Genomic DNA, 26970 nt, shown 5'->3' with positions numbered 1-26970 from the left:
AATTTGCGCATGTTCATGAACGAAGCACCACGCCGCTGTCGTCTTCCCAGTACACGTAAACCTGGTCACCCCAGGTCGGGCGCTGGCCACGGCGCTCGGCGTTGGCGACGAACGACTGGACGATCTTGCCGCTCGGCAGTTCGACGTAGAACACCGAGTGGCCGCCGAGGTAGGCGATGTCGTGCACCTTGCCGCTGGACCAGTTGTATTCACAGGTCGGCATGGTCGGCGTCACCAGCAGTTTTTCCGGGCGGATCGCGTAGGTCACGGATTTGTCCTGCACCGAGGTGCTGATGCCGTGGCCCACATAGATCTGGCGGTCCAGGTCCTTGCAGGTGATGGTGGCGTGACCTTCGGCGTCGTCGATCACTTCACCGTCGAAGATGTTGACGTTGCCGATGAACTCGCAGACCAGGCGACTGGTCGGGGTTTCGTAGATGTCGATCGGGCTGCCGATCTGGGCGATCCAGCCCAGGTGCATGATCGCGATGCGCTCAGCCATGGTCATGGCTTCTTCCTGGTCGTGGGTCACCATGACGCAGGTTACGCCGACGCGCTCGATGATCTCGACCAGCTCCAGTTGCATTTGCGAACGCAGCTTTTTATCCAGTGCACCCATCGGCTCGTCGAGCAGCAACAGCTTCGGTCGCTTGGCCAGGGAACGCGCCAGGGCCACACGCTGACGCTGGCCACCGGACAACTGATGCGGCTTGCGCTTGGCGTACTGGCTCATCTGCACCAGCTTGAGCATGTCGGCCACGCGGGCATCGACTTCAGCGGCCGGCAGTTTGTCCTGCTTGAGTCCGAAGGCGATGTTCTGCGCCACGGTCATGTGCGGGAACAAAGCGTACGACTGGAACATCATGTTGATCGGTCGCTCGTACGGCGGCATCTCGGTGATGTCGACGCCGTCGAGGTAAATGCGCCCCTCCGTGGGCCGTTCGAAGCCTGCGAGCATGCGCAGCAAGGTGGATTTGCCCGATCCCGAACCGCCGAGCAGGGCGAAAATCTCGCCTTTCTTGATTTCCAGGGACACATCGTCCACGGCAATCGTCTCGTCGAACTTCTTCGTGACCCGGTCGATTTTGACCAACACCTGTTTAGGTGACTGGTCGCCCTCGAGGGCTTTCTTATAGGCGCCGGAGGCAACTGCCATTTACGAAACTCCCAGAAAAAAAGAGTGCAGTTCGCTCAAGGTGAGCCAACCTTGGATAGTTTGAGCCTTGAAGCTATTTACCCGTCTTGACCTTGGTCCAGCTACGGGTCATCAAACGTTGAATGTTCGGTGGTAACTCGACCGACACGTAGGTCTTGTCGAGGACTGCTTGCGGTGGATAAACCGCTTCGTCGGTGCGAATGGACTGTTCCATCAGTTTGTCCGACCCGGGGTTAGGGTTGGCGTAGCCGACGTAATCACTGACCTGGGCAATCACCTCAGGTTTCAGCAAATAGTTGATGAAGGCGTGGGCTTCCTTGACGTTGGCCGAGTCCTTTGGAATCGCCAGCATGTCGAACCACAGCGCGCCGCCCTCTTTCGGAATCGTGTAGGCGATCTTCACGCCTTTCTTGGCTTCGTTCGCACGGTTGCGAGCCTGGAACATGTCGCCGGAGAAACCGATCGCGATGCAGATATCGCCATTGGCCAGGTCGGTGATGTATTTGGAAGAGTGGAAGTACGTCACGTAAGGCCGCACGGCCAGCAACTTGGCTTCGGCCTTTTTGTAATCTTCCGGGTTGGTGCTGTTGGCGTTCAGGCCCATGTAGTTGAGGACCGTGGGCATCATTTCGTCAGCCGAGTCGAGGAACGCTACACCGCAGCTGTGCAGTTTCTTGATGTTCTCCGGCTCGAACAGCACGCTCCAGGAATCAATCTTGTCGACGCCCAGCACAGCCTTGATCTTGTCGACGTTGTAACCGATGCCGTTGGTGCCCCACAGATACGGCACAGCGTACTGGTTACCCGGATCGTTCTGCTCCAGGCGCTTGAGCAGCACCGGGTCGAGGTTGCCGTAGTTCGTCAGTTTGGAGCGGTCGAGCTTCTGGAAAGCGCCTGCCTTGATCTGCTTGCCGAGGAAGTGGTTGGACGGCACGACGACGTCGTAACCGGTACGCCCGGCCAGCAACTTGCCTTCCAGGGTTTCGTTGGAATCGAAGACGTCGTAAACCGGCTTGATGCCGGTCTCTTTCTGGAAGTCTGCCAGGGTGGTAGAGCCGATGTAGTCCGACCAGTTATAAACATGCACAGTGCCGGCGGCCTGGACATTGACGGCCAGCGTCAACCCGGCTGCGACCAGCATGGCATTGCGAAACAAAGAAAAAATAGGCAAGTGGAGGTCCTCTAAAATTAGTTGGGCCCAAGTTGCCCCGCGTTACATGACAGCCATGGCTGCCCGGCAACAAAACCGGCGCGCAACTTACCCTCGAAAAACCGTTCCAGCAAAACTTTTATGCAGATACCTGTAGCAGCTGCCGAAGGCGGCGTTAAGGTCCGAAGGACCTTCCCGCGTTTTCAACAGCACAACTGCTCCGCAGTCGGACGCAGCCTGCGGCAGCTGCTACAGGGTTTTACGTCTTATTTACCCGATTTGATCTTGGTCCAGCTGCGAGTCAGCAGACGCTGGGTCGCGGCCGGCAAGTCGGCAATCGCGTACAGCTTGGCCATCACGTCCGCTGGCGGGTAGATGCCCGGGTCGCTGGTGATGTCTTTATCAACCAACGGTGTGGCAGCTGCGTTACCGTTCGGGAAACGTACGGCGTTGGTGATTGCAGCCATGACTTCCGGCTTCTGCAGGTAGGTCATGAACTTGTAGGCGCCTTCGACGTTTTCGGCATCTTTAGGGATGGCGACCATGTCGTAGAAGCTGCCGGCACCTTCTTTCGGAATGTTGTAGCTGACTTTCACCTTGTCACCGGCTTCAGCCGCGCGGGACTTGGCCTGGTACACGTCACCCGAGTAACCCACGGCTACACAGATGTTGCCGTTGGCCAGGTCGGAGATGTACTTGGACGAGTGGAAGTAGGCGATCGAAGGACGAACTTTCAACAGCAGGGCTTCAGCCTTGTCGATGTCTTCCTTCTTCTGGCTGTCGGTCGGCAGGCCCAGGTAGTGCAACGCCGCCGGAATCATCTCGGTTGGCGAATCCAGCAGGCTGATACCGCACGACTTCAACTTGGCAGCATTTTCAGGCTTGAAGATCAGGTCCCAGGAATTGGTTGGTGCGTCGGCGCCCAGTGCCGCCTTGACCTTCTCGGCGTTGAAGCCGATACCGATCGAACCCCACATGTACGGGAAGGCGTGCTCGTTACCCGGGTCACTCACCGATACTGCTTTGAGCAGTTCAGGGTTCAGGTTTTTCCAGTTAGGCAGCTTGGACTTGTCCAGCTTCTGGTAAACGCCGGCCTTGATTTGCTTGGCCAGGAAGTTGTTCGACGGCACGACGATGTCGTAACCGGACTTGCCTGCCAGCAACTTCGCTTCGAGGGTTTCGTTGCTGTCGAAAACGTCGTACACCACCTTGATCCCGGACTCTTTTTCAAAGTTCGCGATCGTGTCCGGAGCGATGTAATCGGACCAGTTATAGACGTGCAACACCTTGTCGTCCGCCTGAACTGCACCCGCCATCGCGCCCAACAGGGACATGGCGAGAAGGGTCTTGCCAGCTATCTTCATACCTAATGCCTTCATCAGTAATGCTCCAATTTTTTCTTTTTAACCACGTGCTCAGCGGCCTTTTACTGGGCATCCGAACAACCGGTAGTCTGGCAAGTTCCGAGGCAGGCTTTCAAGGAAAGACCCATCCTTAATTTGCCCTGAGCGAAGTGCCAGCTTCGCACCCCGCTCAGAGCCTAGCACTTAGCCCTGCAACGCACTCAGGGTCAGGTCCAGACACTTGCGTGCCTTGGTCACCAACTCGTCGATTTCAGCCGGTGTAATCACCAGTGGCGGAGCAATGATCATGGTGTCGCCCACGGCACGCATGATCAGGCCGTTGTCGAAGCAGAACTGGCGGCAGATCATGCCGACGCCCTTGCCTTCGTAACGTTTACGCGTGGCTTTGTCCTGAACCAGTTCAATGGCCCCCAGCAGACCGACCCCACGCACTTCCCCCACCAGCGGGTGATCGTTCAGTTCCCGAAGACGCTTTTGCAAATAGGGTGCCGTTTCTGCATGAACGCGCTCGATAATTTTTTCTTCGCGCAGGATGCGGATGTTTTCCAGCGCCACCGCAGCCGCCACCGGGTGACCGGAGTAGGTGAAACCGTGGTTGAAGTCGCCGCCTTCGTTCAGTACGGCAACCACTTCGTCACGCACGATCAGGCCACCCATAGGGATGTAGCCGGAGGTCAGGCCCTTGGCGATGGTCATCATATCGGGCTTGAGGTCGTAGTAATCGGTACCGAACCACTCACCGGTGCGGCCGAAACCACAGATCACTTCGTCTGCCACGAACAGGATGTCGTACTTGGCGAGGATTTCCTTGATGCGCGGCCAGTAGGTCTCAGGCGGAATGATCACGCCGCCGGCACCCTGGATCGGCTCGGCAATAAAGGCGCCGACGTTGTCCACGCCGATTTCCAGAATCTTCTCTTCCAGCTGATTCGCCGCCCAGACGCCGAACTCTTCAGGCGTCATGTCGCCGCCTTCGCCGAACCAGTACGGCTGCGCGATGTGGACGATGCCCGGGATCGGCAAGTCGCCTTGTTCGTGCATGTACGTCATGCCACCCAGGCTCGCGCCGGCCACGGTGGAACCGTGATAACCGTTCTTGCGGCTGATGATGACTTTCTTTTTCGGCTGGCCCTTGATCGCCCAGTAGTGACGAACCATACGCAGCATGGTGTCGTTGCCTTCGGAGCCGGAACCGGTGAAGAACACGTGGTTCATGCCTTGCGGCGCGATGTCGGCGATGGCCTTGGCCAGTTCCAGTACCGGCGGGTGAGCGGTCTGGAAGAACAGGTTGTAGTAAGGCAGTTCGCGCATTTGCTTGCTGGCCGCGTCGGCCAGTTCATCACGCCCGTAACCGATCGCGACGCACCACAGGCCGGCCATGCCGTCGAGGATCTTGTTGCCTTCGCTGTCCCACAGATAAACGCCCTTGGCGTTTGTGATGATGCGCGGGCCTTTCTCTTTCAGCTGCTTGAAGTCGCTGAACGGGGCCAGGTGGTGATCGTTGCTCAGGGTTTGCCATTCACGGGTTTGCGGATTATTGCTGGTCATACCAATCTCCAAAAAAATCAGGTGAAAGCGCCGCCCGACAACGACGGCGCCCGGCGTATCAGACGGCGAAGAGCAGGAATTCACGCTCCCACGAACTGATGACGCGCTTGAAGTTTTCATGCTCGGCCCGCTTGACCGCGACGTAGCCAGTGATGAAGTTTTTGCCCAGGTATTTCTCGATGGTCGTGCTGTTTTCCATGCGTTCCAGCGCGTCCTCGATGGTCAGTGGCAGGCGCAGGTTGCGGCGCTCATAGCCACGACCCACCACCGGTGCGCTCGGGTTGAGCCCTTCGACCATGCCGATGTAGCCGCAGAGCAAGCTCGCGGCAATCGCCAGGTACGGGTTGGCGTCAGCGCCCGGCAGGCGGTTTTCCACCCGACGGTTTTGCGGCCCGGCATCCGGAACCCGCAGGCCCACGGTGCGGTTCTCTTCGCCCCACTCCACGTTCACCGGTGCCGAGGTGTCCGGCAGGAAGCGGCGGAACGAGTTCACGTTCGGTGCGAACAGCGGTAACAACTCAGGGATCAGCTTCTGCAAGCCACCGATGTGGTGCAGGAACAGTTGGCTCATGGTCCCGTCTTCATTGGAGAAGATGTTCTTGCCGGTTTCGATGTCGATGATGCTCTGGTGCAAGTGCATCGCGCTGCCCGGCTCGCCGGTCATGGGCTTGGCCATGAACGTCGCCGCCACGTCATGCTTGAGCGCGGCTTCACGCATGGTGCGCTTGAACACCAGGATCTGGTCGGCCAGGGACAGGGCATCGCCGTGACGGAAGTTGATTTCCATCTGCGCCGTGCCGTCTTCGTGGATCAGCGTGTCGAGGTCCAGTTCCTGCAATTCGCACCAGTCGTAGACGTCTTCGAACAGCGGGTCGAATTCGTTCGCCGCTTCGATCGAGAACGACTGACGCCCGATTTCCGGACGCCCGGAACGGCCGATTGGCGGTTGCAGCGGGTAGTCGGGGTCGTCGCTGCGCTTGGTCAGGTAGAACTCCATTTCCGGCGCCACGATGGGCTGCCAGCCGCGGTCGGAATAGAGTTTGAGGACCTTCTTGAGCACGTTGCGCGGCGACAGCTCGATCGGGTTGCCTTGCTTGTCGTAGGTGTCGTGGATCACCTGGGCGGTGGGCTCGATGGCCCACGGCACGAGGAATACGGCGTTCTGGTCGGGGCGGCAGATCATGTCGATGTCGGCCGGGTCGAGCAGTTCGTAATAGATGTCGTCTTCGACATAGTCGCCAGTCACGGTCTGCAACAGAACGCTTTCGGGCAGGCGCATGCCTTTTTCTGCAATGAACTTGTTGGTCGGCGAGATCTTGCCCCGGGTGATCCCGGTCAAGTCGGCGATCATGCATTCGACTTCTGTGATCTTGTGGTCTTTCAACCAATCGGTGAGCTGGTCGAGGTTGTTACTCATAAATGCCTCTAGGCTTTGAGTTTCCTGACGCTTGCTCGCATCAGGCAATAGTTGACGCATCGGCGTCGCGTTGAAACGGGTGTCTACGTCAGGCTATCGTGTTTCCCCGGACGGTGCGGCAAACGCCGGGCGTGCAGAATCACGAGCAATGCCCTGAGCGAAAGCCGGGCCGCTATTGTGAATCGGTTCTATATTGAATGAAGTAACCGTAATGGGGGGGCCATCTCGGCCGTCCAGAATATCGGACGGAGACAGGCAATCCGTCAGGGACGGCAGAAAGACCAGCCGTCCCGGAGCCTTCGAGGCCACGGCGCGGACGAAGGTGTCGCCACTGATGTGATAAGCATGCAGACCAATCTGCCTAGAGCAGTTGGTGACGCCGATTAACGGCAGGCGAGACATGAAGCACCCCGGTATTATTGGTGTTATGGGTTTGAATCGAGCTTAGCCTTGTTCATTTTTTTACACAACACCCCCGTAAAAAATACAACACGCCCCGCTCAAGCCCGCGGCAGCCAAAGCGTTCAAAGGCATAAAAACGCTCCAAAGTGCCCCAAAAAAGCCTTACGAGCGCTTTTTTAGGGCAAAAAAGGCCTCGCTTGACTTCGGCATGCCGTTCGGGTTGACTGGAATCCGAAGAGATCAATGATTGATATTTTTAACAACAAAGGTGTTGCATCATGTCGGTACCCCCGCGTGCCGTTCAGCTTAACGAAGCGAACGCGTTCCTTAAGGAACATCCTGAGGTTCTGTACGTTGACCTTCTGATTGCGGATATGAATGGTGTGGTGCGCGGCAAGCGCATTGAACGCACCAGCCTCCACAAGGTTTACGAGAAAGGCATCAACCTGCCGGCCTCTCTATTTGCTCTGGATATCAATGGTTCGACGGTGGAAAGCACCGGCCTGGGCCTGGACATCGGTGATGCTGACCGAATCTGCTATCCAATCCCTGACACCCTGTGCAATGAGCCTTGGCAGAAGCGCCCTACCGCGCAACTGTTGATGACCATGCACGAACTCGAAGGTGACCCTTTCTTCGCGGATCCCCGTGAAGTCCTGCGTCAAGTTGTGACCAAGTTCGACGAGATGGGCCTGACCATCTGCGCAGCCTTCGAACTGGAGTTCTACCTGATCGACCAGGAGAACGTGAATGGCCGCCCACAACCTCCGCGCTCGCCGATCTCCGGCAAACGCCCGCACTCGACTCAGGTCTACCTGATCGACGACCTCGACGAATACGTCGACTGCCTCCAGGACATTCTGGAAGGTGCGAAAGAGCAAGGCATCCCGGCCGACGCCATCGTCAAGGAAAGTGCCCCGGCGCAGTTCGAAGTGAACCTGCACCACGTGGCCGACCCGATCAAGGCCTGCGACTACGCGGTCCTGCTCAAGCGCCTGATCAAGAACATCGCCTACGACCATGAAATGGACACCACGTTCATGGCCAAGCCTTACCCGGGCCAGGCGGGCAACGGTCTGCACGTACATATCTCGATTCTTGATAAAGACGGCAAAAACATTTTTGCCAGCGAGGATCCCGAGCAGAACGCCGCACTGCGTCACGCGATCGGCGGTGTGCTCGAGACCCTACCCGCGCAGATGGCTTTCCTCTGCCCGAACGTCAACTCCTACCGTCGTTTCGGCGCACAGTTCTACGTGCCGAACTCGCCGTGCTGGGGCCTGGACAACCGTACTGTAGCGATCCGCGTTCCAACCGGTTCCTCCGATGCCGTACGCATCGAACACCGTGTGGCCGGCGCCGACGCCAACCCATACCTGTTGATGGCTTCGGTCCTGGCAGGCGTGCATCACGGTCTGACCAACAAGATCGAGCCGGGCGCGCCCGTGGAAGGCAACTCCTACGAGCAGAACGAGCAAAGCCTGCCGAACAACCTGCGCGACGCATTGCGTGAGCTGGACGACAGCGAAGTCATGGCCAAGTACATCGATCCTAAATACATCGATATCTTCGTGGCCTGTAAGGAAAGCGAGCTGGAGGAGTTTGAACACTCCATCTCCGACCTTGAGTACAACTGGTACCTGCATACCGTGTAAGCGGTTGCAGTAAAAAAGAACGCCGTCGGCTTTACAGCTTACGGCGTTTTTTTATGGCCGCCTTCGGCGGGTCGCGAGCAAGCTCGCGCCCATAGGGATCTATGGCGTACGCAAAATCTGTGTTTCACATCGATCAACTGTGGGAGCGAGCTTGCTCGCGATGGCGTCCTGGCAGACAACATCAAACCCTGCTCGTACAATGCCCGCTGCCCCCGCAGGAGACTTCAATGACCCGACTCGCCACCCCACGCAAACCCCGCGCCCGCAGTCAGGCGCGGATCGATTCGATACTCGATGCCGCCCGCACGCTGCTGGCCGCCGAGGGCGTGGCCAGTCTGTCGATCTACAGCGTCGCCGAGCGCGCGGAGATCCCTCCCTCCTCCGTCTACCACTTCTTCGCCAGCGTCCCGGCGCTGCTTGAAGCGCTGACGGCCGACGTCCACGCCGCGTTCCGCGCCTGCCTGCAAGCGCCCATCGATCATGGCGCCCTCAGCGGCTGGCGTGACCTGTCGCGCCTGGTGGAGCAGCGTATGCTGGCGATCTACAGCGAAGACGCCGCCGCCCGCCAATTGATCCTCGCCCAGCATGGCCTGACCGAAGTCACCCAGGCCGACCGCCAGCACGACATCGAACTGGGCGACCTGATGCACAAACTTTTCGATCACCATTTCGAATTGCCGAAGCTGCCAACGGACGTGGATGTGTTTGCGCTGGCGATGGAGCTCGGTGACCGCGTTTATGCGCGCTCGGTGCAGCAGCATGGTCAGATCACGCCGCGGATGGCCGAGGAAGGGATGCGGGTGTTTGATGCTTATCTTGGGTTGTACTTGCCGCCGTACTTACACAAGCGCGTTATCCCTGCCTGAATTTCGCGGGTTTTAATGGCCCCATCGCGAGCAGGCTAACTCCTACAGTTGATCTTCAGCGCACACAGAATGTGTGTACGACAAAAATCCCTGTAGGAGCGAGCCTGCTCGCGAAGGCCGCACCGCCGATTTCACTGAATAAGTTACAACTTGGCGATCGACACTTCAGTGGATTTCACAAACGCAATCACTTCACTGCCGACCACCAGTTCCAGCTCTTTCACCGAGCGGGTGGTGATCACCGAAGTAACGATGCCGGATGCGGTCTGAACGTCGATTTCCGACAGCACGTCGCCCAGTACGATTTCCTTGATCGAGCCTTTGAATTGGTTACGAACGTTGATGGCTTTGATAGTCATACGATTTCTCCTGAGGTCGAAATGAGCTGCAAGTGGCAAGCTACAAGCAGCAAGTAAAAGCGCTCTGCTTCCTCTTTCCGCTTGAAGCTTGCAACTCGCCGCTGCGTCTATTGCGCCCAACGCAATTGCGTAGGCAAGGGTGAAACGGGTTCCGGTTCCGGCGGTTCGCCGGGCTGTGCGAGGACGCGATTGAGGACTTCGGTTTCCAGTGCCGCCAGCCGATGCGAGCCGCGCACCCGAGGGCGCGGCAGTTCCACCATCAGGTCGAGGCCGACTTCGCCCTCTTCGATCAGGATCACCCGGTCGGCAATCGCCACCGCTTCACTGACGTCGTGGGTCACCAGCAACACGGTGAAACCATGCTTGCGCCAGAGCCGCTCGATCAGTTGCTGCATCTCAATTCGGGTCAGGGCATCCAGCGCGCCCAGCGGTTCGTCGAGCAGCAGCAAGCGCGGTTGATGGATCAACGCACGGGCCAGCGCCACACGTTGCTTTTGCCCACCGGACAAGGCCGCCGGCCATTCATTGGCGCGATCCGCCAGGCCGACCGACTCCAGTGCTTCAAGGGCTTGCGCACGCCAGTCGCCATTAAGGCCGAGGCCGACGTTGTCGATGACCTTTTTCCACGGCAGCAAACGCGCTTCCTGGAACATCAATCGGGTGTCTTCCCGCGCATCACTCAACGGCGCAGCGCCGGCGAGCAAGTCACCGCCCGTAGGCTTGTCGAGGCCCGCCAGCAAACGTAGCAACGTACTTTTGCCGCAGCCGCTGCGCCCGACCACCGCAACGAATTGGCCCGCCGGAATGTGCAGATCGATCTCGCGCAATACCTGCCGCGAGCCAAAGGTTTTTTGCAGCTTGCGCACCACCAGCGCAATCCCGCGCAGCAGGCGTGGAGGTTGCTGAGCGGTCATGCCGCACCTCCTTTGACTACCTGATAAGCCGGGTGCCAGCGCAGCCATACGCGTTCAAGTCCACGGGCCGCGAGGTCGGCCAGTTTGCCAAGCACCGCGTACAGAAGAATCGCCAGCACCACCACGTCGGTCTGCAAAAACTCTCGGGCATTCATCGCCAGATAACCGATACCGGAACTGGCCGAAATGGTTTCCGCAACGATCAGCGTCAGCCACATGAAGCCCAACGCAAAACGCACACCGACCAGAATCGAAGGCAGCGCACCCGGCAGAATCACCTGGCGAAACAGGCTGAAACCAGACAAGCCATAACTGCGCGCCATCTCCACCAGTGCCGGATCGACGTTGCGGATGCCGTGATAGGTGTTGAGGTAAATCGGGAACAACGTGCCCAGCGCCACCAGGAAAATCTTCGCCGACTCGTCGATGCCGAACCACAGAATCACCAGTGGAATCAGCGCCAGGTGCGGCACGTTGCGGATCATCTGCACCGAACTGTCGAGCAGGCGTTCGCCCCATGTCGACAGGCCGGTGATGAAGCCCAGCACCAGGCCGATGCAGCCGCCGATAGTGAAGCCCAGCGCGGCGCGCCAGCCGCTGATTGCCAGGTGCGTCCAGATTTCACCGCTGCGCACCAGGCTCACACCGGCTTCGATCACGGCGATCGGTGCTGGCAGGATCCGCGTCGACAACCAGCCCGCCGATACCGACAACTGCCACACCGCCAGCAGCAACACCGGCAACGCCCACGGCGCGAGGTTGTGGATGATTTTTTTCATGGCGCGCCTCAGCTCCGGGACGCGGCTTTGGGAAGGATGTCGTTGGCGACCATCTCGCCGAACGGGCTGACGTAGTTGGCCCCCTTCGGCAACTCCGGACGTTGAATGTCCAGATGCGGAAAGAGCAATTCGGCCACGCGGTAAGACTCTTCAAGGTGTGGATAACCGGAGAAGATAAAGGTGTCGATGCCCAGGTCCGCGTACTCCTTCACGCGGGCGGCCACGGTCGGGCCGTCGCCGACCAATGCCGTACCGGCACCGCCACGCACCAGACCGACACCGGCCCACAGGTTGGGGCTGACTTCGAGGTTGTCGCGGCTGCCGCCATGCAGGGCGGCCATGCGTTGCTGGCCGACGGAATCGAAACGCGCCAGCGAAGCCTGGGCACGAGCGATGGTTTCATCGTCCAGATGCGAGATCAATTTATCGGCGGCTTGCCAGGCTTCGGCGTTGGTCTCGCGAACGATTACATGCAGACGAATACCGAAGCGCACTGTGCGACCGAGCTTCGCCGCTTTGGCGCGCACTTGCTCGATTTTTTCGGCCACGGCGGCCGGCGGTTCGCCCCAGGTCAGGACCATTTCCACTTGCTCTGCCGCGAGGTCTTGCGCCGCTTCCGACGAGCCACCGAAGTACAGCGGCGGACGCGGTTGCTGGATCGGCGGATAGAGCAATTTCGCCCCTTTCACGCTGATGTGCTGACCGTCGTAATCAACGGTTTCGCCTTCGAGCACGCGACGCCAAATGCGGGTGAACTCCACCGAGGCCTGATAGCGCTCTTCGTGGCTGAGGAACAAACCGTCGCCGGCCAATTCGTCCGGATCACCGCCCGTGACCAGATTAAACAACGCACGACCGCCAGACAGACGATCCAGGGTCGCCGCCTGACGCGCGGCCACCGTCGGGGAAATGATCCCGGGGCGCAGAGCGACAAGGAATTTCAAACGCTGGGTCACCGGGATCAGCGACGCGGCCACCAGCCACGAGTCTTCGCAGGAGCGCCCGGTAGGAATCAGCACCCCGCCGAAACCCAATCGATCCGCCGCTTGCGCGACTTGTTGCAGGTAACCGTGGTCGACGGCGCGAGCGCCTTCGGCGGTGCCAAGGTAATGGCCGTCGCCGTGGGTAGGCAGGAACCAGAAAATATTGAGGCTCATGGAGTGGTCTCCTTCAAAGAATCGAATTACTGCGCTTTCGCAACGGCTGCCGGTGGCGTCCAGATCACGTCTTTGATGCTCAACGGCTTCGGAATCAGCTTGAGCTGGTAGAAGGTGTCGGCGATTTTCTGTTGCGCGGCGACCACTTCAGGCGTGAGGAACAGCGCGCCATAGCCCTGGCGTTTCACCGAGGTCAGGGTAATGTCGGCCGGCAGACCGAGCAGTGGCGACACCTGTTGGGTCACGTCTTCGGGATTGGCCTTGGACCATTCACCGACCGCGCGCACTTCTTCGACGAGGGTCTTGATCACCTCAGGATTTTTCTGTGCGTAAGGTTTGGTCGCGAGGTAGAACTGATGGTTGTCGACGATGCCCTGGCCATCGCGCAAGGTGTGCGCTTGCAGTTGTTTCTCGGCAGCGGCCTGGTACGGGTCCCAGATGACCCAGGCGTCGACGCTGCCACGCTCAAAGGCAGCGCGAGCATCGGCTGGCGGCAGGAACACGGTCTGGATGTCGGTGTATTTGAGGCCGGCGTCTTCCAGCGCACGCACTAACAGGTAGTGGACGTTGGAGCCTTTGTTGAGCACGACTTTCTTGCCCTTGAGGTCCTTCACCGATTTGATCGGCGAGTCCTTCGGCACCAGGATCGCTTCGCTGTGGGGCGCCGGTGGTTCGTAGGCGACGTAGAGCAGATCGGCGCCGGCAGCCTGGGCGAACACCGGCGGGGTTTCACCGGTCACACCGAAGTCGATGGAGCCAACGTTCAGGCCTTCGAGCAGCTGCGGGCCGCCGGGGAATTCAGTCCATTGCACGTCCACGCCTTGGGCGGCGAGACGTTTTTCCAAGGTGCCCTTGGCTTTGAGCAGCACCAGCGTGCCGTACTTTTGATAACCGATTCGCAACGTCTCGGCTTGAGCTTGAGTAATGGCGCCGAAGGACACAGCCGCAACAAACAGAGCGACCAGACCACGACGCAAAATGACAGTGCGCATAGCGCTCTCCTTTTTGCAGTTGGGTGTTGGCTGCACCTGCTTGGCCGTTGGCGGCTGAGTAAGGTGAGTGGATCAATGTCGGGTGAGGCTCAAATGCTCCAGCGAGCACTCAACAAACGTTCATTCAACAAGTTCGGATCGAGCGGCTTGGGCCGTCGCGCCATGGCGCTGCAAAACAGTTCCAGCGACTCGTTCAATCGTTGTTCCAGCTCCGGCGCCAATTGCGCCTGGGCACTGCCTTCGCCGTAAGCGATCTGGCTATCTACCGCAAAAATTCCGTGAAGCATTTCCTGGGCTTTCAGTGCCGACAGCACGGGCTTGAGTGCGTAGTCCACCGCCAGCATGTGGGCGATGCTGCCGCCGGTGGCCATTGGCAATACGACCTTGTGGGCCAGGGCGCGCTCGGGCAGCAGGTCCAGCACGGTTTTCAGTGCGCCGGAGAACGACGCTTTGTAAACCGGTGTGGCGATCAGCAGGCCATCGGCGTTTTCAATCTGTTGCAGCAGGTCGATGACCTTGGGGCTGTCGAAGCGTGCGTGCAGCAAGTCTTCCGCCGGGAAATCCCGAATCTGGTAACTCACCACTTCTACCCCTTGCTCCTGCAACCAGCGCTGGGAGCGTTCCAGCAGCACCCCGGATCGGGAGCGTTGGCTGGGACTGCCACCGAGTGAGACGACCAGCATTCAGAGGATTCCTTGAACGGTGTTGGCGATTCGCGGTTTGCGATCTCGCTGGGATGGGAGTGACCTTAACAGCTGATTGTTATATCCATAAATCATATTTATTCATTTGGTTATGCCTTATGGAGATATATAAATCAGTGCTTTCCTGGCATAAAAAAAGGCCGTCGAAACGGCCTGAAATCCCCCTGCTATTGGATCTGGGTTCTGCAGTGCCTGTCAGGGCCTCATTGCAATGGCGATTCAAGCCGCGCAGAAAATGTTTAGCGATTCGGCTGCGGCGTCAGGCGCAGATACGGTTTCACCGTCCGATAACCCTTGGGAAAACGTTGCTTGATTTCATCTTCGTCCTTGAGCGACGGCACGATCACCACTTCATCACCGTCCTGCCAGTTGGCCGGGGTCGCCACCTTGTAGTTATCGGTGAGTTGCAGCGAATCAATGACCCGCAGGATTTCGTGGAAGTTGCGGCCGGTACTCGCCGGGTAGGTGATGGTCAGCCGAATCTTTTTGTTCGGGTCGATCACGAACAGCGAGCGCACGGTCAGGGTGTCGTTGGCGTTGGGATGAATCAGGTCGTACAGGTCCGACACCTTGCGGTCGGCATCGGCGAGGATCGGGAAGTTGACGAGGGTGTTCTGGGTTTCGTTGATGTCCTCGATCCACCGGTGATGCGAGTCCACCGGGTCAACCGACAGGGCGATGGCCTTGACCCCGCGCTGGGAAAATTCGTCCTTGAGCCGGGCGGTGAACCCCAATTCGGTGGTGCACACCGGGGTGAAGTCCGCCGGATGGGAAAACAGCACACCCCAGCTATCGCCCAGCCATTCGTGGAAACGGAGGGTGCCGGCGCTGGAGTCCTGTTCAAAGTCGGGGGCGATATCGCCCAGTCTGAGGCTCATGATGCTGCTCCTGGTGAATGCGTGTTGAGCTCGACTTTGCCTGCATCCGAGAATAATTAAAAAGAATAATTATCGATTTATTTAGATCATAAAGAAATATTAAAGATCTGTTCACTGGACGCGAACAGACAACGCGCCCAACATCGCCCACAAGGTTCGAGAAGGCCTTGAGTGCTGCAAAAGAGGGGAATTTCGAGGCGGGTTTACGGGGGTGACCCCGCCTTGAAACGCAAAAGCCCCGCCGGGCGAGATGCCGGGCGGGGCTTTTTTTGTCTCGGTTACAAGAGCGCTATTACAACAGCGGGATCGAGTAGCTGAGGATCAGGCGGTTTTCGTCCTGGGAGCGAGTGCCCGGCAGGTCAGTGCGCCACATAGCGTTTTTCCAGGCAACACCAAGGTTCTTCAGCGGGCCGTCCTGAAGGACGTAGGCAACGCTCAAGTCGCGTTCCCACTCGGAAGCGCCGTTGGCCAACTCGCCACCTTTTGCGTTGACGGTGTCGATGTTGTCACCGCGCAGGTAAACCATACCGGCGGTCAGGCCTGGTACGCCAACCTTGGCGAAGTCGAACGAGTAGCGTGCTTGCCAGGTTTTCTCGCCGGCACGGCCGAACTTCTGGATTTGCGAATCGGTGATGGTGTAGTTCGACGAACCGTCACCCTGGTTCAGCCAAGGGAAGTCGCTGCTGCCGTTGCTGACCTGGTAACCGCCACCGAAGGTATGACCGGCAACCGAATACAGGAACAGGCCGCTGTACAGGTTGTTGTCGACCTTGCCTTTACCGTTTGGCGCGTTGTAGTTGCCAGTGGTGTAGTACAGCGGGTCGTGACCGTTGGCACCGTCGTCAGAGCTGTTGAAGTAACGGAAATCCGACTTCAACACGCCCGGGCCGATTGCCCAGTTGTGAACCAGACCCAGAAAGTGTTGCTTGTAGAACTCTTCCAGGTTGCCGTAGTAGTACTGGGCCGTCAGGTCCTTGGTGATTTTGTAGTCACCACCGGCGTAGATGAACTTGTTGCTGTCGCGGAATTTGGTCCCACGGGAGTTCGCGCCCGAAATGGACATCTGCTCGTTGTTGCTGGAGTTACGGCCTTTAACGGCTTCGATCTGACCACCGACCAGGGACAGGTCCTTGATCTCGGCAGAAGTGATCTGGCCACCCTGCCACGTTTGCGGCAGCAGACGACCATCGTTGGTCACGATGACCGGGTTTTTCGGCTGCAAGGTGCCCAGTTTCAGCTCAGTCTGGGAAACCTTGGCCTTGGCCGTCAGGCCCAGGCTGGAGAAGTCATCAACCGCTTCGCCGTTGGACTTGCTCGGGAACACAGTGCCGCCGTACGAGGTGGCAGTCGCGCCGTTGGTGCCGCCGCCCGAATCCAGCTTCACGCCCAACAGGCCGATCGCATCGATACCGAAGCCGACGGTGCCTTGGGTGTAACCGGAGATGAAACGCAGATCGAAGCCTTGGCCCCACTCTTCGTTTTTGTTCGGACCGGTACCGTCACGGTTATCGGTGTTGATGTAGAAGTTACGCAGCCCCAGGGTGGCCTTGCTGTCTTCGATGAAACCAGCGGCGCCTGCTTGCTGCGCCAAAACCCCAACGGCCACAGCGATGGCCAAGGTGGACTTGTTCATTGTTTCGCTCCTCATTACTAATGCTTGTGGTCCTGGTCCTGGGTCGAATGCCCTGGATCCTAAGACGCGCAATTGTTGCCGAGCCTTCTAGGCCGGTCATTTTGGCCGTGCAGGATACACAGCTTCATAAAGCCAAAAAGAATTTTGTTTTTCTTTTTAATACCGTTTAGGTATATGCCTGCACAGCACAGATCCGAGGTATCGGCATGAAAGCCAATTCCTTGACCTGTTCTACTTACGAGGTTTTTCAACTAACGCCGGCCACGATGAGGACCGGTCGGAGCCCACTTTAGGTGCCCGTGACAAAAACCAAAAAGAATAAAAAGTACGCATAACTGCAGTTATTGGAATATTGACAGGCAAAAAAAAGCCTCGCCAGTTGGCGAGGCTTTTTCTGAAAACGTATTACATGAAGCTGTAGGTGTAGTTGAAGATCAGACGGGTCTGGTCCTGGCTGGCGATACCGGTATCGCTGCCACGGTAAGTGCCATGACGCAGTGTTGTGCCGAAGCCTTTGAGTACGCCTTGCTGGATGGTGTAGTCCACACGCAGGTCGCGTTCCCACTCGGACTGATCAGGGCTGGTACCGTTTTTGGCCTTGATGTTATCGCCATACAGGTAGGCGGCCGAGGCTTTCAGACCTGGCACACCCAACGCAGCGAAGTCGTAGGAGTACTGACCGAACGTGGTGTTTTCACCGGCCCGGACAAAGCCGTTGATCATGGAATCGGTGAACAGGTAGAAGCTCGCGCCGCCCGCTTCTTCACTGCGACGGTTGTCATTCACAACGCTACCCTGGTTCAGGTAGACGAAACCGCCGTCATCATTGACGCGTTGATGACCCAGCAGGAACGCGTTGCCACCCAGGGTGTAGGTGAACATGGCGCTCCAGGTCTTGTTGTCGACCTCGCCCGGGGTCTTGGCGTAACCACCGTTGTTGTTGAACTGATAGCCCGCATCGCCGTTCTTGCCATCGGAACCGCTATCGAAGTAGCGCAGGTCCGTCTTGAAGGACTGATTGGTACCAATCGGCCAGACATGTACCAGACCCAGGAAGTCCTGTTTGTAGTAGTCCTTCAGATTCGCGTGGTAGTACTGCAGAGTCAGGTCTTTGGTGACCTTCCAGTCGGCACCGGCGTAACGGAACTGGTTGCTCTCCTCGGTACCACCAGCCACGGCCAGACCGGTGCTGTTGGAAGAGGCGCGACCCGCCGCGTGCTCCAACTGACCAACGTTGAAGGTAACGTTGTCGATTTCCTTCGAGGAGATCGTGCCACCCTCAAAGGTCTGTGGCAGCAGACGGCTGTCGTTCGCGACCAGAATCGGCATGTTCGGTTGCAACGCGCCGCCCAAGTGGGCCTCGGTCTTGGAGAAGCGTGCCTTTACGTTAGCTGCCGCACGGCTCCACTCACTCGCCGCCGAACCATCGGAGTCGCTTGGGAAGAATGAGCTCGGGTACGGGTGATGCCCCTTGCCGCCGTCCAGATGGATACCGACCAGTGCTTGAGCGTCGATACCGAAGCCGACAGTACCTTGGGTGAAACCGGACAGGTAATCAAATTTGAGGCCTTCAGCGGTCTCTTTCTGATCGGCACCGCCGTCACGGTTATCGTTGTTGAAATACATGGTGCGGGAACTGACGGAAGCCTTGCTGTCTTCCAGGAAACCGGCGGCGCCTGCCTGCTGCGCCAAAACCCCTACGGCCACGGCCAAGGCCAAGGTGGACTTGTTCATTGTTTAGCTCCTCTCGTTTCTAATTCTTGTGTTCCTGGCCCCAAGTCGATGCTTGGAATCCTAAGATGCGCGATTAGCGCCAGAGCGTGACCCACAAGTCAATCGTAACTATGTGTGTCTACGACCATGGTCTAATCCCCCGTTTTTTGGTCCATGCAGGTCATGAGTTCGTCATAAACCTGAAAAGAACTAGCTGCCTCTTTTCTCATACCCTTTAGGAATTAAGCTCTGCGCCGCTCCCAGCCCCCCAGAATAGGGCCCTCAGCTCATAAGCTAATTCCTAAACAGTATTTACTAGCCGTTTTTTAGATCGTTTAGCGTTTGAAGCAATTCGGAAACAAAACCTTACCGAAAGGCCCCGCCATGACGACCAAACGCGCACTATCCAGTCCAATTGTTACAGTTTGTGTATCGCGATTATTTACGCTCTCCGCTCAGGCGACCAACTTGACCGTGGGCTACCCAACCGGTATCGCCCCCAGCAAAGTCCCCAGGCAGACGGTCCGTACGAAAAAAACAATCGGCGAGAAAATTGACTGGCGTCGCTTCAACAGCGGCCCGGAAGTGGTGACCGCGCGCACTCAGCAAACCACTGCGCTACTGGAGGGCGGCACGGCGAAGGCGATTGGCGAGACGGCGAAGCTCTTGAAAGAGCAAGGGAAGGTACAGACGGTGCTGCCGGATTATTCGGCGTATGTCAGTGCGAAGTTTGTGGCTGACTGATGATCGTTCCCACACTCTGCGTGGGAACGATCACTGCCACAGGATCACAGGGTTTTTTCGAAGATCTTCGAATTACGCTGATAGTTGTACAGCGAAGCCCGTGCTGACGGCAGGCGTTCAACGCTGCTCGGCACGAACCCGCGCTCGCGGAACCAGTGAGCGGTGCGGGTCGTCAGCACGAACAGGGTTTTCAACCCCTGGGCCCGGGCACGGGTTTCGATGCGCTCCAGCAGCTCATCACCGCGACCGCCATGCCGGTATTCCGGGTTCACTGCCAGGCACGCCAGCTCCCCGGCGTCCGAGTCGGCAATCTGATAAAGCGCCGCACAGGCGATGATCATGCCTTCGCGTTCAACCACGCTGAACTGCTCGATCTCCCGCTCCAGCACTTCGCGGGAGCGACGCACCAGAATCCCCTGCTCTTCCAGCGGGCTGATCAGGTCCAGCAAACCGCCGACATCTTCGATCGCGGCTTCACGCACCACTTCGAATTGTTCCTGCGCCACCAGCGTACCGCCACCGTCACGGGTGAACAGTTCGGTCAGCAGAGCACCGTCTTCGGCGTAGCTGACGATATGGCTGCGCGCCACGCCGCCCCGACAGGCCTCAGCGGCTGCATCCAACAATTCAGCCTGATAGTTGCTGCCCAGCCGCTGCAAATGCGCCGGCACTTGTTGCGGACGCAATTCGCGCACCAGACGACCGTTTTCATCGATCAAGCCCGGGTCGGCGCCAAACAGCAGCAGCTTGTCCGCGCCCAGGTCGATGGCCGCGCGAGTGGCGACGTCTTCACAGGCGAGGTTGAAGATTTCACCGGTCGGCGAGTAGCCCAACGGCGACAGCAACACGATGGAGCGTTCGTCCAGCAGGCGATTGATGCCTTTGCGGTCGACCCGACGCACTTCGCCGGTGTGGTGATAATCCACACCTTCGAGCACACCAATCGGCCGCGCCGTGACCAGGTTGCCGCTGGCCACCCGCAGGCGCGAGCCCTGCATCGGCGAAGAGGCCATGTCCATGGAAAGGCGCGCTTCAATAGCAATACGCAACTGGCCGACTGCATCGATCACACACTCCAGCGTCGCAGCATCGGTGATGCGCATGCCGTGATGGTAATGCGGGGTCAGGCCACGCGTGGCGAGGCGGGTTTCAATTTGCGGACGGGAACCGTGAACCAGCACAAGGCGCACACCCAGGCTGTGCAACAGCACCAGGTCGTGAACGATATTGCCGAAATTCGGATGCTCCACCCCATCGCCGGGGAGCATGACGACAAAGGTGCAATCGCGGTGGGCATTGATGTAAGGCGAAGCGTGACGAAGCCAATTAACGTATTCGGGCATGAACCTGGGCCTGTAATAAATAGCAGCCAAAAAATGGGCGAAACTGAAAACGCACAGCGGGCTGATGGTTATCGTCGGAACAGGCTTGGCGACACGCGCGCTCTCCTCATGAATACGGGTTGGGACACTGGCAATTTATACGGCATGTCAGGCAAAGCACAGACCCTGTGGGCGCGGGCAGGCTCGCTCCCACATGGATTTGCGCTCAACTGACGGGCATTGCGGCCGGTGTCAGGCAGTAATGTTGAATCAGTTGACGTAATAGATGCACCGTAGGCTGCAAACGTGACATTTCGAGGTATTCCCCCGGTTGGTGGGCGCAGGCGATATCGCCCGGGCCGAGCACCAGTGTCTCGCAGCCAAGTTGCTGAAGATAAGGCGCTTCGGTGCCGAACGCCACTGCTTCGGCACCATGGCCGGTAAGCTTTTCAGCGATCCGCACCAATTCCGCGTCTTCGGCCTGCTCAAAGGGCGGCACCTCAGGGAACAGCGGCGCGTAATCGATCTTCACCTGATGGCGCTCGGCAACCGGTTTGAGCCGCTGCAAAATCTCCGCGCGCAAGGCCTTGGGATCCATGCCCGGCAAGGGCCGCAGGTCGAATTCCAGCGAACACTGGCCGCAGATACGGTTAGGGTTGTCGCCGCCATGGATGCAGCCGAAGTTCATGGTCGGCGTCGGCACGCCAAACTGCGGATTGCGGAATTCGCGCTGCCACAACAGGCGCAGACCACGTAATTCGCCGATTGCATCGTGCATCGCTTCAAGGGCGCTGTGGCCCAGGCGTGGGTCCGAGGAATGGCCACTCTGACCGAGAATGTCGATGCGTTCCATCATGATGCCTTTGTGCATGCGGATCGGCTTCAGCCCGGTCGGCTCGCCGATAACCGCTGCGCGGCCCAATGGACGCCCGGCCTTGGCCAGGGCGCGAGCACCGGACATCGAGCTTTCTTCATCGCATGTAGCGAGGATCAACAACGGTTGCTTGAACGGCTGATCGAGCAGCGGGATCACCGCTTCGATGGCCAAGGCGAAAAAGCCCTTCATGTCACAACTGCCCAAGCCCACCCAACGACCATCGACTTCGGTGAGCTTCAGCGGATCGGTCTGCCACAACGCGCCATCGAACGGCACCGTGTCACTGTGGCCGGCCAACACCAGGCCGCCGGGGCCGGTACCAAAACTGGCCAGCAGGTTGAACTTGCCGGGGCTGACTTGCTGGATATCACAGGCAAACCCCAGATCACCCAGCCACGTCGCCAGCAAATCGATTACCGGGCGGTTGGTCTGATCCAGGTTCGGTTGGGTGCAGCTGACCGACGGCGCAGCGATCAGTGCAGCGAACTGATCTTTCATGGACGGCAAGGGCATCGCTGACTCCAACTCCCGGATTGAAGTCCATCATAGAACCATCTGGCGACAGGAATAAACCGTCGCGGGGCGTAGGAACGTTCACTCCTGTACACTGCACGACCTTGGCAGCCACACATTCCCCCGGCTGCGCTCCCGATCCTGGATTTTCCGGCCATGCAGAAAGAAACCGAAATCAAGCTCCGCGTCAGCCGCGAAACCCTCGCGGCCCTGCGCGAGCACCCGCTCCTGAAAAAACGCAACAAAAGTGGCTGGGAACGCCGTGAGTTGATGAATCAATACTTCGACACGCCTGAGCGCGACCTGGCCCGCGCCAAGGTTGCCCTGCGCCTGCGCCGCGATGGCGAAGAAGTGATTCAGACGCTCAAGACCCGCGGCCACAGTGTTGCCGGCCTGTCCGAGCGTAACGAATACGACTGGAACCTGCCCAAAGCCAAGCTCGACGTGAAAAAACTCGACGGCGAATGCTGGCCTGAAGAGCTGGCCGAGCTGGACAAGAAAACCCTCAAGCCGATCTTCACCACCGATTTCGTTCGCGAACGCGCTGAAATCGCCTGGGGCCGTGGCAAGACCAAAGTGGTCATCGAAGCCGCGCTGGACCTGGGCCACGTGATCGTCGGCAAGCAGAAAGAAGAAATCTGCGAACTGGAACTGGAATTGCGCGAAGGCGAGCCGGCCGCCCTGCTGGAACTGGCCGCAGAACTGGCCGCAACCCTGGCCCTGATGCCGTGTGACATCAGCAAGGCTGAGCGCGGCTATCGCCTGTACGACGCCAACAGCTATTCGTTGAGCCTGCCGGCGCCGCAAATCACCGCCGAAACCCCGCTGGACGACGCGTTCGCCGCGCTGAGCTGGCACTTGCTGGGCAGCAGCCAGCGTCTGGCTGAGCAATATCGCTTCAACGGCCACTGGCGCCTGTTGCTGGACTGGGTCGAAAACCTCGCTGAATTGCGTGCTTTGCTTAGCAGCCTGGGTCAAGCCGCGCCGCGTCAGTCCACCCACGACCTGCGCCTTGCGCTGGATGCGTTGCTGGAAGACTGGCGTCCGCTGGTGCAAGCCGGCATTGAGGACGAAGACGTGCGCAAAGCCGCGCCGGAGCAATTCCTCGAAGAACTGGAAGACCCGCGCTGGGGCCTGTTCTCGCTGAACACCTCACGCTGGTTGCTGGCCCGCACCTGGGCGGCTGATCGCAACGTTCGTGGCAATCGCCAGGGTGCCGCGCAACTGGGTAGCTGGTTGCCGCGGTTGCTGGGTGAAGAAGCAACGTCCCTGCAATTGCAGCGTTATCAGCAACAGCCGGAAGACCTGGCCGAGCAACTGCCGCGCATCGAGCGCATTCAGGCGTGGCTGCACCATGCCCGTGGCGTGCTGGACATCCCGGAAATGGATCGCCTGTACGGTGAGCTGAAACAGCTGGCGCAACTGGCCAACGAGCCGATCACCGATGAATCGCTGGATGCGCGTAAGCAGCAGGCGATTGCGGTGTACCAGAATCGTGCCTGGAAAATGCTGCTGCGTATGTAAGTACACAACTGTGGCGAGGAGGCTTGCCCCCTCGCCACAAAAGCACTCTGCCGGTGTTACACCGGCAAACTCGTCGTCGACTTGATCTCCGACAACGCCACAATCGAATTCACTTCCTGTATCCCCGGCACCATCGACAACTTTTCGAAGAAAAACCGCTCATACGCCTCAATGTCCGCCGTGACGATCCGCAGCAAAAAATCCACCGACCCCATCAGCACATAACACTCCAGCACTTCGGGAAAACCGCGGATCGCCTCAGTGAACTCAGTGAAGTTCGAACGCCCGTGCGCATTGAGTTTGATCTCGGCAAAGATCTGCGTGTTCAGGCCGATCTTCTTGCGGTCCAGCAGCGTCACCTGCCCACGAATGATTCCCTCCTCCTTCATCCGCTGAATCCGCCGCCAGCAGGGCGACTGCGACAGCCCCACCTGTTCGGCGATCTGAGCGCTGGAGAGCGAAGCGTCCTCTTGCAGCAACGCGAGAATCTTGCGGTCGTAGCCATCGAGCTCGCTTTGCATAGAAAAACCTTCAATCGTTCGTTATTCGAATTACACGATTCGATAAATCGCCAATAAGCCCAATCATAGATAAGAAATGCCCGGCACCGAATGTAAAAATTCCTCCATTGAATTTGGAGCCCGACCATGCCGCCTCTCGAAGCCGTCTACACCCCGCCCACCCGCGCCGATGTCTGGAACGCCAGCAACGCCCACTGCCGCGTTCATTACCAACTGCTGGCGGAGGCCGAGCCGGATCTGCTGTGCCGAGCGCTCAATCTGTTTGCCTTGCAGTTCTTGACGCCGCAACAGGTGAACGTGCAGCGCCAGGAGGATTTGCTGTCGATCGACATCGTCATGGACGGTCTCAGTTGGCACCGCGCCCAAGTGATTGCGGAAAAATTACGCAACCTGATCAGCGTCTGTTCGGTCGAGTTGCAAACGGCTGATGTGATGTGGGATCAACCGGCCCAGGCAGCGGGCTGAAAAATCCCGACACGGCTTCGTCGGGTAGTGGCCCAACGGTCGAGGGCTGCGCGACTATCCTTTGCGGACTGTTGTTCATGAGGAGCCCGCATGTCCGTTCAACTTGCCATTCAGGACCGCTGGCTGGATCTCAATGATTTGCTGCGCGAACTGGTCGCCCAAGGTTTCATCAGCCAGGACTCGGCCGAGCACGCGCTCAATGCCCGCCGCCGCCACGCCGCCAATGGCCAGATGCACCCGCTGGAATTCATAGCCAGCCAACACCTCGACGATCTCAGCCGTCCCGGCAAACACCTGGACCTGGAAAGCCTGACCCTGTGGCTGTCGCAGCAAGCCGGCCAGCCTTATTTGCGCATTGATCCACTGAAGATCAACGTCGCGGCCATCACGCCGTTGATGTCCTACGCCTTTGCCCAGCGCCACAAGATTCTCGCGGTATCGATCGACCGCGACGCGGTGACCGTGGCCAGCGCCCAGCCCTACGTCAGCGGCTGGGAAGCCGACCTGACCCACGTGTTGAAGTTGCCGATCAAACGGGTCGTGGCCAACCCGGTGGACATCCAGCGCTTGAGCGTCGAGTTCTTTCGTCTGGCCAAATCGGTCAGCGGTGCGACCGCTGCCGATCAGCAAACCAGCACGTTGGGCAACTTCGAACAACTGCTCAACCTCGGCGCCAGCGACCAGGAGCCGGACGCCAATGACGCGCACATCGTCAACATCGTCGATTGGCTGTTTCAGTACGCCTTCCAGCAACGCGCCAGCGATATCCACATCGAACCCCGGCGCGAACAAGGCACGGTGCGTTTTCGCATCGATGGCGTGTTGCACAACGTCTATCAATTCCCGCCCCAGGTGACCATGGCCATTGTCAGTCGCCTGAAAAGCCTCGGGCGGATGAACGTCGCGGAAAAGCGCAAACCCCAGGACGGCCGGGTGAAAACCAAGACCCCGGACGGCGGCGAAGTCGAACTGCGGCTGTCGACCTTGCCAACGGCATTTGGCGAAAAAATGGTCATGCGAATTTTCGACCCGGAAGTGCTGCTCAAGGATTTCGATCAGTTGGGCTTTTCCGCTGAAGACCTGCGCCGCTGGCAGGACATGACTCGTCAGCCCAACGGCATCATTCTGGTCACCGGGCCGACGGGTTCCGGCAAGACCACCACGCTGTACACCACCCTGAAGAAACTGGCGACGCCGGAGGTCAACCTCTGCACCATCGAAGACCCGATTGAAATGGTCGAGCCCGCATTCAACCAGATGCAGGTCCAGCACAACATCGAACTGACCTTCGCCGCTGGCGTGCGCGCGTTGATGCGACAAGACCCGGACATCATCATGATCGGCGAGATTCGCGACCTCGAAACCGCCGAGATGGCGATTCAGGCGGCGCTCACCGGTCACTTGGTGCTCTCGACGCTGCACACCAACGACGCGCCGAGCGCGATCAGTCGCCTGCTGGAACTCGGCGTGCCGCATTACCTGATCAAAGCCACGGTGCTCGGCGTCATGGCCCAGCGCCTGGTGCGTACCTTGTGCCCCCATTGCAAGGCACCACTGACACTGGGCGAAGAGGATTGGCAGACCCTGACCAAACCCTGGCAAGCCCCGCTGCCGACCAACGCGCAACGCGCCATCGGTTGCCTGGAGTGTCGCGACACCGGCTATCACGGCCGCGCCGGGGTCTACGAAATCATGCAGCTGACGGACGGCGTCAAAGCGTTGATCAATCCGGACACCGACCTGCTGGCGATCCGGCGTCAGGCGTTCAAGGAGGGCATGCGCAGCTTGCGACTATCAGGCGCTCAGAAGGTGGCGGCAGGGCTGACCACGATCGAAGAGGTGCTGCGCGTGACGCCGCAGAGCGAGCAAAAGTAGGCACGGGTGTATGGAACTGGATGGGGGGATGGCTATCCAAGGCCGTGTAGTTAACCCAGTGGAGTCACCCATCATGCGTTTCAAACTTGCTGTCGCCACCGTCGCGCTGCTGTCCCTTCCAGTCGGTTCCGCGATGGCCGATAGCTTTTGGACTAACGTCCTTTCGTCGGGCGCGACCACCGGCTCGACTTACCTGACGTTCAAGGATCACAAGCTGATCGTCGCGGCCCAGGACGATGCCGGTAGTTTTGTTGCCAGTGACGGCGGCATTCGCGGCCCTTACCTGGAAGCGGCGATGCAGAAAGTCCGCGCCGACAACCCGGGCCTGCAGGCGACGGACATGGAACTGGCGAATGCGATTCTGGCGAAGAACGCCGTCGCTTCGAAGTAAGTCTATCGATACAAAAATGCCGCTCATATGAGCGGCATTTTTTTGCCCAAA

The 26970-nt window shown here is 58.8% G+C and carries 23 protein-coding genes and 2 pseudogenes; 7 read left to right on the top strand and 18 right to left on the bottom strand.

Features of this window, described 5'->3' with window-relative positions:
• Positions 1–13: 13 nt before the first annotated feature.
• From AB4N43_RS18100 to AB4N43_RS18075, 6 genes and pseudogenes are all read right to left on the bottom strand, one after another.
• Positions 14–1156 carry an ABC transporter ATP-binding protein gene (locus AB4N43_RS18100; protein ID WP_027926489.1) on the bottom strand — a complete coding sequence of 381 codons (1143 nt, stop codon included), beginning with the start codon at positions 1154–1156 and terminating at the stop codon, positions 14–16.
• A gap of 73 nt (positions 1157–1229) precedes the next feature.
• The gene (locus tag AB4N43_RS18095; RefSeq protein ID WP_027926488.1) at positions 1230–2327 is read right to left on the bottom strand and encodes a polyamine ABC transporter substrate-binding protein; all 1098 of its coding nucleotides are present in this window, start codon (positions 2325–2327) and stop codon (positions 1230–1232) included.
• 245 nt (positions 2328–2572) lie between these two features.
• Positions 2573–3670, bottom strand: a complete 1098-nt coding sequence (locus tag AB4N43_RS18090; protein WP_027926487.1) for a polyamine ABC transporter substrate-binding protein — start codon at positions 3668–3670, stop codon at positions 2573–2575.
• Positions 3671–3853: 183 nt separating this feature from the next.
• On the bottom strand, positions 3854–5218 hold the full coding sequence (locus AB4N43_RS18085; RefSeq protein ID WP_027926486.1) for an aspartate aminotransferase family protein: 1365 nt from the start codon (positions 5216–5218) through the stop codon (positions 3854–3856).
• Positions 5219–5276: 58 nt separating this feature from the next.
• On the bottom strand, positions 5277–6635 hold the full coding sequence (locus AB4N43_RS18080; RefSeq protein ID WP_027926485.1) for a glutamine synthetase family protein: 1359 nt from the start codon (positions 6633–6635) through the stop codon (positions 5277–5279).
• Between the two features lie 111 nt (positions 6636–6746).
• Positions 6747–7037, bottom strand: a pseudogene (locus AB4N43_RS18075) (gamma-glutamyl-gamma-aminobutyrate hydrolase family protein); the annotation flags it as partial.
• Positions 7038–7315: 278 nt separating this feature from the next.
• On the opposite strand from AB4N43_RS18075, the gene AB4N43_RS18070 reads away from it, so the two are divergent.
• Positions 7316–8692 (top strand): glutamine synthetase family protein, encoded by a 1377-nt coding sequence (locus AB4N43_RS18070; protein ID WP_017341358.1) that lies wholly within the window; start codon positions 7316–7318, stop codon positions 8690–8692.
• Between the two features lie 227 nt (positions 8693–8919).
• A complete protein-coding gene (locus AB4N43_RS18065) occupies positions 8920–9558 on the top strand; it encodes a TetR/AcrR family transcriptional regulator (RefSeq protein WP_059181995.1) in 639 nt (212 codons plus the stop codon).
• A gap of 143 nt (positions 9559–9701) precedes the next feature.
• Here AB4N43_RS18065 and AB4N43_RS18060 read toward each other — a convergent pair whose 3' ends face one another.
• The 9 genes from AB4N43_RS18060 to AB4N43_RS18020 all read right to left on the bottom strand — a co-directional run bounded on the left by AB4N43_RS18060 (position 9702) and on the right by AB4N43_RS18020 (position 18708).
• Complete coding sequence (locus AB4N43_RS18060; RefSeq protein ID WP_003229256.1) at positions 9702–9917, bottom strand: TOBE domain-containing protein; 216 nt, start codon at positions 9915–9917, stop codon at positions 9702–9704.
• 107 nt (positions 9918–10024) lie between these two features.
• Entirely contained in the window at positions 10025–10831 is an 807-nt protein-coding gene (gene ssuB, locus AB4N43_RS18055) for an aliphatic sulfonates ABC transporter ATP-binding protein (RefSeq protein WP_059181994.1), read from the bottom strand.
• A complete protein-coding gene (gene ssuC, locus AB4N43_RS18050) occupies positions 10828–11610 on the bottom strand; it encodes an aliphatic sulfonate ABC transporter permease SsuC (protein WP_460151776.1) in 783 nt (260 codons plus the stop codon). Before ssuC ends, ssuB begins: the two co-directional genes overlap by 4 nt.
• 8 nt (positions 11611–11618) lie before the next feature.
• Positions 11619–12767: an FMNH2-dependent alkanesulfonate monooxygenase gene (gene ssuD / locus AB4N43_RS18045; protein WP_027926481.1), complete on the bottom strand. Its 1149-nt coding sequence runs from the start codon at positions 12765–12767 to the stop codon at positions 11619–11621.
• A gap of 26 nt (positions 12768–12793) precedes the next feature.
• On the bottom strand, positions 12794–13759 hold the full coding sequence (locus tag AB4N43_RS18040) for a sulfonate ABC transporter substrate-binding protein (protein ID WP_027926480.1): 966 nt from the start codon (positions 13757–13759) through the stop codon (positions 12794–12796).
• Between the two features lie 89 nt (positions 13760–13848).
• A complete protein-coding gene (gene ssuE / locus AB4N43_RS18035; protein ID WP_027926479.1) occupies positions 13849–14442 on the bottom strand; it encodes an NADPH-dependent FMN reductase in 594 nt (197 codons plus the stop codon).
• A gap of 260 nt (positions 14443–14702) precedes the next feature.
• Entirely contained in the window at positions 14703–15341 is a 639-nt protein-coding gene (locus AB4N43_RS18030; RefSeq protein WP_027926478.1) for a peroxiredoxin, read from the bottom strand.
• Positions 15342–15633: 292 nt separating this feature from the next.
• Complete coding sequence (locus AB4N43_RS18025; protein WP_027926477.1) at positions 15634–16974, bottom strand: OprD family porin; 1341 nt, start codon at positions 16972–16974, stop codon at positions 15634–15636.
• 405 nt (positions 16975–17379) lie between these two features.
• Entirely contained in the window at positions 17380–18708 is a 1329-nt protein-coding gene (locus AB4N43_RS18020; protein ID WP_027926476.1) for an OprD family porin, read from the bottom strand.
• A 363-nt stretch (positions 18709–19071) separates the two neighbouring features.
• Between AB4N43_RS18020 and tauA the strand changes: the two are divergent.
• A pseudogene (gene tauA / locus AB4N43_RS18015) lies at positions 19072–19284 on the top strand (taurine ABC transporter substrate-binding protein); the annotation flags it as partial.
• 191 nt (positions 19285–19475) lie between these two features.
• Here the strand turns inward: tauA and argA are convergent.
• Together argA and argE are read right to left on the bottom strand one after the other, a co-directional pair.
• Complete coding sequence (gene argA / locus AB4N43_RS18010) at positions 19476–20774, bottom strand: amino-acid N-acetyltransferase (RefSeq protein ID WP_027926474.1); 1299 nt, start codon at positions 20772–20774, stop codon at positions 19476–19478.
• Positions 20775–20979: 205 nt separating this feature from the next.
• Positions 20980–22143 carry an acetylornithine deacetylase gene (argE, locus tag AB4N43_RS18005; protein WP_027926473.1) on the bottom strand — a complete coding sequence of 388 codons (1164 nt, stop codon included), beginning with the start codon at positions 22141–22143 and terminating at the stop codon, positions 20980–20982.
• A 156-nt stretch (positions 22144–22299) separates the two neighbouring features.
• Between argE and AB4N43_RS18000 the strand changes: the two genes are divergently transcribed.
• Positions 22300–23667 (top strand): CYTH domain-containing protein, encoded by a 1368-nt coding sequence (locus AB4N43_RS18000; RefSeq protein ID WP_059181989.1) that lies wholly within the window; start codon positions 22300–22302, stop codon positions 23665–23667.
• 56 nt (positions 23668–23723) lie between these two features.
• Here AB4N43_RS18000 and AB4N43_RS17995 read toward each other — a convergent pair whose 3' ends face one another.
• Positions 23724–24188, bottom strand: a complete 465-nt coding sequence (locus tag AB4N43_RS17995; RefSeq protein ID WP_027926471.1) for an Lrp/AsnC family transcriptional regulator — start codon at positions 24186–24188, stop codon at positions 23724–23726.
• A gap of 126 nt (positions 24189–24314) precedes the next feature.
• Between AB4N43_RS17995 and AB4N43_RS17990 the strand changes: the two genes are divergently transcribed.
• The 3 genes from AB4N43_RS17990 (at position 24315) to AB4N43_RS17980 (ending at position 26919) form a co-directional block, all read left to right on the top strand.
• Positions 24315–24653, top strand: coding sequence for a hypothetical protein (locus tag AB4N43_RS17990; RefSeq protein ID WP_027926470.1), 339 nt, complete (start codon positions 24315–24317; stop codon positions 24651–24653).
• A gap of 90 nt (positions 24654–24743) precedes the next feature.
• On the top strand, positions 24744–26528 hold the full coding sequence (locus tag AB4N43_RS17985) for a GspE/PulE family protein (protein ID WP_460151775.1): 1785 nt from the start codon (positions 24744–24746) through the stop codon (positions 26526–26528).
• Positions 26529–26601: 73 nt separating this feature from the next.
• The gene (locus AB4N43_RS17980) at positions 26602–26919 is read left to right on the top strand and encodes a DUF2388 domain-containing protein (RefSeq protein ID WP_027926468.1); all 318 of its coding nucleotides are present in this window, start codon (positions 26602–26604) and stop codon (positions 26917–26919) included.
• Positions 26920–26970 lie beyond the last annotated feature (51 nt).

The sequence above is a fragment of the Pseudomonas sp. S2_B07 genome (assembly GCF_054668435.1).
This window is presented reverse-complemented; position numbering and strand designations above follow the sequence as displayed.

Excerpts from the sequence above, each read along its gene's own strand:
- AB4N43_RS18100 (WP_027926489.1), bottom strand. The coding sequence starts at position 1,156 with ATGGCAGTTGCCTCCGGCGCCTATAAGAAAGCCCTCGAGGGCGACCAG.
- AB4N43_RS18090 (WP_027926487.1), bottom strand. The coding sequence starts at position 3,670 with ATGAAGATAGCTGGCAAGACCCTTCTCGCCATGTCCCTGTTGGGCGCG.
- AB4N43_RS18085 (WP_027926486.1), bottom strand. The coding sequence starts at position 5,218 with ATGACCAGCAATAATCCGCAAACCCGTGAATGGCAAACCCTGAGCAAC.
- AB4N43_RS18080 (WP_027926485.1), bottom strand. The coding sequence starts at position 6,635 with ATGAGTAACAACCTCGACCAGCTCACCGATTGGTTGAAAGACCACAAG.
- AB4N43_RS18070 (WP_017341358.1), top strand. The coding sequence starts at position 7,316 with ATGTCGGTACCCCCGCGTGCCGTTCAGCTTAACGAAGCGAACGCGTTC.
- AB4N43_RS18065 (WP_059181995.1), top strand. The coding sequence starts at position 8,920 with ATGACCCGACTCGCCACCCCACGCAAACCCCGCGCCCGCAGTCAGGCG.
- AB4N43_RS18060 (WP_003229256.1), bottom strand. The coding sequence starts at position 9,917 with ATGACTATCAAAGCCATCAACGTTCGTAACCAATTCAAAGGCTCGATC.
- ssuB (WP_059181994.1), bottom strand. The coding sequence starts at position 10,831 with ATGACCGCTCAGCAACCTCCACGCCTGCTGCGCGGGATTGCGCTGGTG.
- ssuC (WP_460151776.1), bottom strand. The coding sequence starts at position 11,610 with ATGAAAAAAATCATCCACAACCTCGCGCCGTGGGCGTTGCCGGTGTTG.
- ssuD (WP_027926481.1), bottom strand. The coding sequence starts at position 12,767 with ATGAGCCTCAATATTTTCTGGTTCCTGCCTACCCACGGCGACGGCCAT.
- AB4N43_RS18040 (WP_027926480.1), bottom strand. The coding sequence starts at position 13,759 with ATGCGCACTGTCATTTTGCGTCGTGGTCTGGTCGCTCTGTTTGTTGCG.
- ssuE (WP_027926479.1), bottom strand. The coding sequence starts at position 14,442 with ATGCTGGTCGTCTCACTCGGTGGCAGTCCCAGCCAACGCTCCCGATCC.
- AB4N43_RS18030 (WP_027926478.1), bottom strand. The coding sequence starts at position 15,341 with ATGAGCCTCAGACTGGGCGATATCGCCCCCGACTTTGAACAGGACTCC.
- AB4N43_RS18025 (WP_027926477.1), bottom strand. The coding sequence starts at position 16,974 with ATGAACAAGTCCACCTTGGCCATCGCTGTGGCCGTTGGGGTTTTGGCG.
- AB4N43_RS18020 (WP_027926476.1), bottom strand. The coding sequence starts at position 18,708 with ATGAACAAGTCCACCTTGGCCTTGGCCGTGGCCGTAGGGGTTTTGGCG.
- argA (WP_027926474.1), bottom strand. The coding sequence starts at position 20,774 with ATGCCCGAATACGTTAATTGGCTTCGTCACGCTTCGCCTTACATCAAT.
- argE (WP_027926473.1), bottom strand. The coding sequence starts at position 22,143 with ATGCCCTTGCCGTCCATGAAAGATCAGTTCGCTGCACTGATCGCTGCG.
- AB4N43_RS18000 (WP_059181989.1), top strand. The coding sequence starts at position 22,300 with ATGCAGAAAGAAACCGAAATCAAGCTCCGCGTCAGCCGCGAAACCCTC.
- AB4N43_RS17995 (WP_027926471.1), bottom strand. The coding sequence starts at position 24,188 with ATGCAAAGCGAGCTCGATGGCTACGACCGCAAGATTCTCGCGTTGCTG.
- AB4N43_RS17990 (WP_027926470.1), top strand. The coding sequence starts at position 24,315 with ATGCCGCCTCTCGAAGCCGTCTACACCCCGCCCACCCGCGCCGATGTC.
- AB4N43_RS17985 (WP_460151775.1), top strand. The coding sequence starts at position 24,744 with ATGTCCGTTCAACTTGCCATTCAGGACCGCTGGCTGGATCTCAATGAT.
- AB4N43_RS17980 (WP_027926468.1), top strand. The coding sequence starts at position 26,602 with ATGCGTTTCAAACTTGCTGTCGCCACCGTCGCGCTGCTGTCCCTTCCA.